Below are 7319 nucleotides of genomic sequence, written 5' to 3'. Positions count from 1 at the left end.
CTCAACTCCCTCACCGACTACCTCACCAAGGTCGGCACCACCGGCCAGAAAACAGAGCAGAACTAACCCTCAGGATTTCTGGCGCATCACACTAGTGCCGTGACCGAGAAGGTTCACCGGCTGCGGTTTGTTGACGTTTGGAAGCCCGGGGACTGCGGCCGACGACAGCCAGGCCGTTTCTTCAGTTGATCAGTAGGGACATCACGTCAGCGAAGGACATGGTCATGTCGGGTTGCAGGCGCGTGGTTTCGCCTCGGAAAGACCGCACCTCCAGCCAGCTCTGTGGCGATGCCGTCGGCAGTACGTCCAGGAGCTTCTGGACGTCGCTCGGCCGATAGATCTTGAACTTTGGGGACGGTCGATAGAACGACGGCGGGATGTCGAAGCGCAGGTCAACGGCGGGATACGGTGCTCGTCCCCAGTCGCTGTAGGGCAGCGAGGCGTGACCGTGGATGCGGGCGTCGACCAGCACCTCCGGGTCCTCGTCCCCGATCTCGCAGTTGAAAATGGGGAAGGCTGTCGCGACCCGCGCTGCCGCTGCCGGATACGCGGCGCAGGCTCGGCCCAGTGCCGGCGAGCAGAACAGCGCGTGGTCGAAGGACCCGACCGGACTCGGCAATGCAACCTTGTGGTGGGACCGGCCTTCGAAGGCGAGGTCACGCCTGGAGCAGAGGAAGTCAAGGAACCCGGCAACCACCGCGTCCTGATGGCTGCCGGCTCGCACTGCGAAGCGGACCGCGCTGTGACCCTGCTCGCGCAGCACGTAGTACTCGAAGAAGCCCATCGGGTGATCGGGCGTGCGCGCGCAGCGAAAGACTTGGTCGAAACCGTCGACTGGCAGGAACTCCGGCACCGGCGCGTAGGTGCTGGCGGCCCTGGTGAGGACGTCCAGCACCGGCGCACCAGTCTCGGCTTCTGCCGGATCGCAGGGAGGTTCCACCTCGGTGAAGCCCTTGCGAAGACGATCGTTGATCTTGCGTACTGCGTGGCGCCGCGCCTGTTCCTCGTCGTCGAGGATTGTTGTGCTCGCCTTGCCGGGAGTTCGGTCGGAGCCCCAGCGGAGGAAGCAGCGGATGCCTTCCTGGCGGATCTTCCAGTATTCGAGGGTTGCCTCTTGCCGCTCGAACCGCCGCCATCTGGTCATCCGGCCTCCCGTGCCGCCTGCGGTGGGCCTGCGTCAGGACCGCACGCGGGTGACCCTATCGCTCGCCTGCGAGCTTGCCTTCACCGCGATGGTCAGGACGCGGGGACGCGCATCCGTCCGCCCCAGCGGATCCCCTTCTCGCTGCGGATGCGGGCGCGCTCGCGGCATTGTGCGGCGAGGACGTCGGGGTGGCGGGCGTTGGCGTTGCGCCAGCGCAGGTAGGCGTGCAGGGCCCGGGTCTGGACGGCGTGGTTGCGGTGGTTGGAGTTGGCGATCGTGAACTGCCGCAGCGACCCGAAGTGGGCCTCGATCGGATTCGCCCACGACGCGTAGGTCGGGGTGAAGCACAGCTCGAGACGATGCTTCCTGGCCCAGCGCCGGATCGTCTCGCCCTTGTGGGCGGACAGGTTGTCGAGAATGACGTAGATCGGGACACCGTCCGGTCGAGCCGCCCGGATCGACCTGAGGGCGGCCAAGGTGTTATTGGCGCCCTTCTTGCGGCGCTTGGCGCCCCACAGGGTGTCGTCGCCGACCGAGTAGCAGCCGTGCAAGTAGCGGACGCCGTGGGTACGGTGGTAGGTCGCGGGGTGCCGCTCGGAATGACCGGCGGGAGCCCAACCAGTTCCGGCGGTGGGCCGGATGCCGAGCGGGCAGAACTCGTCGAACGCGAACACCCGGTCGGGGAACCGTTCCAGGACGTGCTCGGTGCGGTCGAGTTGGGCGTCGCGGTCAGGGTCTGGCGACTCCTTCCAGGTCTTCGTGCGTCGGAAGGTGACGCCGCGCCGGGCGAGCAGGCACCGTAACGCCTCGCGGCTGATCCGGATCACACGGCCGTGAACACGCCGCAGGTAGGCGGCGAGCTTGCGGATCGGCCAGCGGGTGAAGGGCTGGCAGAGCTTGGTCGGGCGGGTGGTGGCCGTCGCGATGACGAAGTCCTCGTCGTCAGGACTGAGCAGGCGGGGACGGCCTCCCGCCCAGCGAGGGTCCAGGCAGGCCAGGCCGATCTCGTTGAAGCGGTGGATCGCGTGGCGAACCGTGTCCTGGTCCGCCCGTACCAGCTGGGCGATGACCGGAACGCGGTTCCCGCCGGCCGAGGCCAACAGCATCATCGCGCGCCGGTTGCACACCGAACTGGTGCTGCCCCGGCGCACCATCTGCTGCAGCTTCTGCCCCTCCTGGTCGGTCAGTCTGCGCACACGGACGGGCTCGGCCACCACACCTCCAACGGTCGGACCGGACGTCGCCATCCAACCGCCGTTACCGCGGGCCGGGCGAACCTTCCTGGTCGGAAGGCTACTTCTCGCGCAGAGTCTCGATTTCGGCGGCCAGCACCGCCATGTCGCGCACGTGCCTGTAATAGCTGGCCGCGTACGCGTCGTCGATCGCCGGGAGCACCCTTTCGAAAACCGCCGTCAGCCGGATTAAGCCTCTGCCGCGCTGTTCGTCGAGCGGTCCCTTGAGCACGCCCTGGGCGTAGCCGTAGGCGTCCGCATCAAGCATCACCATGTCCTGGTCCTCGATGTCCAGACTGCGGAAGCCTGGCGGGAACGGCATCCCGCGTCCGCACCGCTTGGACAGGGCCATGGAGTCCGGCCGCTGCCTCCCCCACCAGCCATGGAACGGGGCACCAGGCACCTCATCGCCCACGCCACCGCCCCGGCCGCCCTTGCCCATTGCGTGAACGGTGAGCTCGGGCGGCCGGCAGGCCCCGCAGTCGGCATCAGGGTTGTGGGCGTTGACTCCCGGCCGGGCACGGCGCGCCTACCGCCGACACAACCGGGACCGCGCCGACCGGCCGCTCCTTCTTCTCGGCGGACCTCCTTTGCTCAGTCCTCACCGTGAAAGGGATGCGCCTGATGCCCAACCACCCCCTGATCTCCACCTCCACCACCCCCCGGCAACGCGACCGCCCTGCAACCGTCCCAGCCCGGTCGACTACGCGGACGCTCGTCGCGGAGGCCAGGACGGCGAACACCCTCAACCTGTCCGAGTTCCTGCACCGCACCGGCCGTGACGTCACGGACGTGTACCGGGGTGCCAGCACGTGGACGACACTCCTGCGGCGCGCCGACCTGCTCCCCACCCCCACCACCCCCACACCCGGCGAAGGCGACCTGCTAAAGCGCATGCACAGCTTCCTGCACGTCGACGACCTCGAGCGCGTCACCCTCTACCGGCAGTTCACGCTCCAGGACGCCCCCGCTTACGACGACCTCACCGAGTTCGACCAGACGATCGCCCGGATGCTGTTCTTCAACCTGTGGGACAAGGCAGGCGGCCACGCCTCCTACACCGATGGCCTCGTCTCACTGCGCGGCCAGCACACGGTGCGCGCCGAGCTCGGGCAGCTCCTCACGCACCTGATGCACAGCGACCGGATCCGCCCGGCACTACCGCTGACCGGAGCGCACGCTCATATTCCTCTGAGCATCCACCACGCCTACAACCGCTCGGAGATCCTCGCCGCGATGGGCGTGGCCCGCTTGGGCGGGCAGCTGCCCTGCTTCTTCGCCCAGGGGGTGCTGTGGGATCCGGCGAACAAGACGGACGCACTGCTGATCACCCTGGACAAGAGCGAGCGGGACTTTTCCCGACCGTGCGCTACAAGGACTACCCGCTCAGCCGGACCCGTTTTCACTGGGAGTCGCAGAACTCCACCGCCCCGACTCGCCCACCGGACAGCGTTACCAGAAGCACGCCCAACGAGGCTCCCACGTCCTGCTGTTCATGCGGGAGCGCAAGGACACCGCCCCCGGCAATGCGATGCCGTGGGTGCTGCTCGGCCCGGCCAGCCATGAGAAGCACACCGGCAGCAAGCCGATGGCGATCACCTGGCGCCTGCACCACCCGCTGCCGGAGCGGATCTTCACCCGCATGCCCGCCCCGCCCACCACCTGAACACCCCGCCCCCTCCCACCGCCTGCGCCACGCCCGCGGCCTTCAGGCTCCCCGCGCGCGTGACGGCTGACTGACCCGCCCCGGGCCGCCAGCCCTCGTGCAGCCCCAGCCACCGGCTCCCCTTTCATGGCGCAGAAAGGGGGTCGGTGGCCGGGGTCTGTCTGGGTGCCTGGCAGGCGGGTTGCGTATCTAGCCCCACCCTCCACCAAGGTCCGGGGCACCCGCCCGGGCGGGTGACCACACCCCCTTTTGGGCCGGACCGATCCCCGCTTCGCCGACTGGAGGCCCCCGCCGTGCCCCACACCTCCCCGCCCGATACACCGCACGCCACGCAGAGATCACTGCGGGCGCCCGCCCCACCGCTGATACCGCCGCCTGCCGTGTCCGCGCATGGGCCGACACCATGGCCGGCCGTACCGCGCACGCCACCCACGTCCACCAGGGCAGGCCCGTGTCGGTCGCTGTCGCCGACGTCCGCGCCCTCGCCGACGACACCGCCACCGCGGCCCAGTGTGACCACCTGCGCGACGTCGTCACCGCGTACCTGACCCATGCCCACGGCGAACCGCGCACCCTCGCCCTTGCCCAGGGCACCCGCCCGCCGCTGTTCACCTACGACGTGCTGGTCCTCCTGGACCAGCAGGACGGCGTGACGTGCCAGAACGGCAACCGCCCGTCAGAGTGCACCGAGATCGACCCGTGCGAGGCGTGCGCCCAGGACGCGGACGCAGAGGCCGAAGTGATCGAAGCCTCCATGGGCCTACGCGGCCCGGCCGCCGACGGCGACAGCCCAAACCGGATGGACCTCTACGAGGTGACCGTCTTCCGCGCTGAGAGGATCACTTTCCGCCTGCCTGCCGCCTCCGCCCAGGACGCCGAGGAGCGCTACCTCACCGACGGCGCCGAGTACGGCCGCGAGACCGTCAAGCTGCGGGTGGACTCCACCACCCGTCTGGACCCGGACGCGGCCTGACTCTGCCGCGCCGCTGATTGCCCGTCGCCACACCTGGGACCGCAATTCCGCTCTCGCCGCCCGGCCGCCGGTCCGCCACCGCGCTGCCCCTGAGGCCGCCCGTGTCCAGTCCACTCGCCAATCAAGACGCCGTCTCAATCACGCTGCCCGGTTCGACGTTCGTAGTCGGCGAAGCCGTCCTCGACCGTGGGCAGTACAAGCTCCACCCGGAAGTAGGGCACGCTCCACAGCGGACTGTCGCGAAGACCCTCGAACAGATCGGACCACGAGGTCAGGTCATTGGTCGTCGCCACAAGGACATCGGACGGAGCGGCGGCCCAGGCTTCAGCGTCGAACCACCGGACCTGGACCGTGTCGTGCTTGTCCAGCAGCGGTTGCACATGATCGGCGATGATCTGCTGACGCTCAGGGCGCCCCAGCGCGAGCCACGAGGGCAAAGCCGTCAGGTGCACGAATATGGTGAACCGCGGCTGCGGTTGGATGCCAGTCATAGCCCCATTGTGGATCAACGACCGGTTGGCGAAGCGCTCTTTGAGTCACCATCAGGTCATCATCACGGCGTTCTAGGGGCCTTCCGTCTACAGGGATGGCCCCGTCCCCGCCCCTGGGACCGAAGGTCCCGCATTGCCCCAGGGTCCCGCCACCCGGGCTCCCTTTCCGGCAGCGGACGGTTGTGCGGCTTGGGCCCGTCCGCTCCACGGTTCCGGCCACACCGGCATACCGACCGGTTACGGCCCGTACCGAAGGACCCCCATGCCCGAGATTCTTACCCGTCCGGCCCCGATACCCGCTCCGCGACGCACCGCCATGGACCAAGCCCACCAGGCCGAACGGCTGCGCGCGCAGGTGGCCGACTTCTGGGGCAAGCCCGTCCGCGGTGTCCCCCGGGGCGGAGACGTGATGGCGGCCATGCACTTCACCGCGACCGGCCGCGATCTTGTGGATGACCCCCACGCTATCGGCCTCTACTTCACCATGTGCGCCAACTTCGCCGCCGCCTACCGCACCAGCGATGTGTGGGTCGCACCGCGCAGCATGGCCGACCGGATGGCCCGCCACCCCCTGCTGAACCAGGCCAGCGTGATCGCCGGGAACTTGGAGGACGCCGCCCCCGCCCGCGACGGACTCGCCTACTTCCCCACCCCGATCCACCTCGACGACCTGCACCCTATCCACGGCGTCGCCTGGCACATGGAAGGCACTGGAAGCGACCTCGCCTTGTCCGTCGAGACGATCACCACCACGCAACTGCTCCCGATGATGTCCCACACTCGTCCACCCACACCCCGCCGCATCACCCGCAGCAAGACCGCCGCCACGCTGGCCGGACTCCTCACCCTCACGCTCCTCGCGCTCGCCGCGTCCCTGGGCCGCCTCCTCACCTGACGGACCGCCCCGGCACGACCACCAACGCCCGACGCCAGCCCGGAACGGAGCCCCTGCCATGCCGTCCGTCTCCCGCCACGCCCCCTGCCGCAACCCGCACTGCGGCGGCCGCCTCACCCCCAGCCGCGAGGACACTCCCGGAACCTACTGCGTCGCCTGCGCGGACCTCGCCGACGAACACGACCAAGGCGAGCACGACCACGACAGCCACGAACACTGCCCCGCCTGCCAACCCAGGCCACCCCGCTAATCCCCACCCCCCGCACAGCCCCGCACCCCCGGTGCGGGGCCACACGCATACCGCTCGCCCGCCCGCTTGCGGTCTTAACACCCAAACCCCCGACCGTGTGACCCGCCGCGCCCCCGCGCGGGCACACCCCCCAGCCAGCACCGCCCACACGAAGGGGAGCCCCCTATGACCAGCCACGCCCAGCACGCCCCGGCCGACACCGGTCCGGCCGGTCAGCCCCCTGCGAACATCGCGTACGCGTTCCTCGTCCCCGGCCTGATCACCCTCCACACCACCGCCCCCACCGAGACAGCAGCGCGACAGGCACTGGCAGGGGACGGCGCGGACACGATCGACCTCCACGACCTCCACCTGACGGTCGGCCGTCTGACCATCACCGGCCTCGACCTACTCCCGGCCGCCGCGAAACTCGACAAGATCGGCGACACCCTCGTCGACGACTCCCTTCCCGACGTCGACTTCCACATCTCCGACATCGCCCGCGTCGCTGCCCTCACCCACCTGGCGCCCCACACTTACGCCCCCACCACCGGCTGAATCCACGACCGGCAGCCTCACCGACCGGCCCCCCGCTCTGCGGCCACGGCCTCTTCTGGGCGCGGGGGCCCTCGAGGTTCTACGGGCTCTGAGCCCGGCATCCCCCTGCCCCGGCTCAAGGACCGCCCTCT

10 protein-coding genes are annotated in these 7319 nt (G+C 69.4%); 6 read left to right on the top strand and 4 right to left on the bottom strand.

Features of this window, described 5'->3' with window-relative positions; genetic code table 11:
• Nucleotides 1–181: 181 nt before the first annotated feature.
• From ACFQ9Z_RS38775 to ACFQ9Z_RS38765, 3 genes are all read right to left on the bottom strand, one after another.
• Nucleotides 182–1144: a WGR domain-containing protein gene (locus ACFQ9Z_RS38775; RefSeq protein WP_383031608.1), complete on the bottom strand. Its 963-nt coding sequence runs from the start codon at nt 1142–1144 to the stop codon at nt 182–184.
• Between the two features lie 92 nt (nt 1145–1236).
• Entirely contained in the window at nt 1237–2358 is a 1122-nt protein-coding gene (locus ACFQ9Z_RS38770; RefSeq protein ID WP_383031604.1) for an IS630 family transposase, read from the bottom strand.
• A gap of 79 nt (nt 2359–2437) precedes the next feature.
• A complete protein-coding gene (locus ACFQ9Z_RS38765; protein ID WP_383031601.1) occupies nt 2438–2818 on the bottom strand; it encodes a hypothetical protein in 381 nt (126 codons plus the stop codon).
• A gap of 182 nt (nt 2819–3000) precedes the next feature.
• On the opposite strand from ACFQ9Z_RS38765, the gene ACFQ9Z_RS38760 reads away from it, so the two are divergent.
• From ACFQ9Z_RS38760 to ACFQ9Z_RS38750, 3 genes are all read left to right on the top strand, one after another.
• Nucleotides 3001–3942, top strand: coding sequence for a hypothetical protein (locus ACFQ9Z_RS38760; protein ID WP_383031598.1), 942 nt, complete (start codon nt 3001–3003; stop codon nt 3940–3942).
• The gene (locus ACFQ9Z_RS38755; protein WP_383031595.1) at nt 3917–4042 is read left to right on the top strand and encodes a hypothetical protein; all 126 of its coding nucleotides are present in this window, start codon (nt 3917–3919) and stop codon (nt 4040–4042) included. Before ACFQ9Z_RS38760 ends, ACFQ9Z_RS38755 begins: the two co-directional genes overlap by 26 nt.
• A 403-nt stretch (nt 4043–4445) precedes the next feature.
• Complete coding sequence (locus ACFQ9Z_RS38750) at nt 4446–5015, top strand: hypothetical protein (RefSeq protein ID WP_383031591.1); 570 nt, start codon at nt 4446–4448, stop codon at nt 5013–5015.
• Between the two features lie 134 nt (nt 5016–5149).
• On the opposite strand, the gene ACFQ9Z_RS38745 is transcribed toward ACFQ9Z_RS38750, so the two are convergent.
• Nucleotides 5150–5506 carry a darcynin family protein gene (locus tag ACFQ9Z_RS38745; protein ID WP_383031588.1) on the bottom strand — a complete coding sequence of 119 codons (357 nt, stop codon included), beginning with the start codon at nt 5504–5506 and terminating at the stop codon, nt 5150–5152.
• Nucleotides 5507–5768: 262 nt separating this feature from the next.
• Here ACFQ9Z_RS38745 and ACFQ9Z_RS38740 point away from each other — a divergent pair, with 262 nt between their 5' ends.
• From ACFQ9Z_RS38740 to ACFQ9Z_RS38730, 3 genes are all read left to right on the top strand, one after another.
• Nucleotides 5769–6401, top strand: a complete 633-nt coding sequence (locus ACFQ9Z_RS38740) for a hypothetical protein (RefSeq protein ID WP_383031586.1) — start codon at nt 5769–5771, stop codon at nt 6399–6401.
• A 58-nt stretch (nt 6402–6459) separates the two neighbouring features.
• Entirely contained in the window at nt 6460–6651 is a 192-nt protein-coding gene (locus ACFQ9Z_RS38735) for a hypothetical protein (protein ID WP_383031583.1), read from the top strand.
• Between the two features lie 165 nt (nt 6652–6816).
• Nucleotides 6817–7188: a hypothetical protein gene (locus ACFQ9Z_RS38730; protein WP_383031580.1), complete on the top strand. Its 372-nt coding sequence runs from the start codon at nt 6817–6819 to the stop codon at nt 7186–7188.
• Nucleotides 7189–7319 lie beyond the last annotated feature (131 nt).

It is taken from the genome of Streptomyces sp. NPDC056580 (genome assembly GCF_042793175.1).
Taxonomy (GTDB): Bacteria; Actinomycetota; Actinomycetes; order Streptomycetales; family Streptomycetaceae; genus Streptomyces.
The sequence above is the reverse complement of the archived record's forward strand: the minus strand, read 5'-3'. Positions and strand labels throughout refer to the sequence as shown.

Coding starts and splice junctions, on each gene's coding strand:
- ACFQ9Z_RS38765 (WP_383031601.1), bottom strand. CDS start 2,818: ATGGGCAAGGGCGGCCGGGGCGGTGGCGTGGGCGATGAGGTGCCTGGT.
- ACFQ9Z_RS38740 (WP_383031586.1), top strand. CDS start 5,769: ATGCCCGAGATTCTTACCCGTCCGGCCCCGATACCCGCTCCGCGACGC.
- ACFQ9Z_RS38760 (WP_383031598.1), top strand. CDS start 3,001: ATGCCCAACCACCCCCTGATCTCCACCTCCACCACCCCCCGGCAACGC.
- ACFQ9Z_RS38745 (WP_383031588.1), bottom strand. CDS start 5,506: ATGACTGGCATCCAACCGCAGCCGCGGTTCACCATATTCGTGCACCTG.
- ACFQ9Z_RS38735 (WP_383031583.1), top strand. CDS start 6,460: ATGCCGTCCGTCTCCCGCCACGCCCCCTGCCGCAACCCGCACTGCGGC.
- ACFQ9Z_RS38750 (WP_383031591.1), top strand. CDS start 4,446: ATGGCCGGCCGTACCGCGCACGCCACCCACGTCCACCAGGGCAGGCCC.
- ACFQ9Z_RS38775 (WP_383031608.1), bottom strand. CDS start 1,144: ATGACCAGATGGCGGCGGTTCGAGCGGCAAGAGGCAACCCTCGAATAC.
- ACFQ9Z_RS38730 (WP_383031580.1), top strand. CDS start 6,817: ATGACCAGCCACGCCCAGCACGCCCCGGCCGACACCGGTCCGGCCGGT.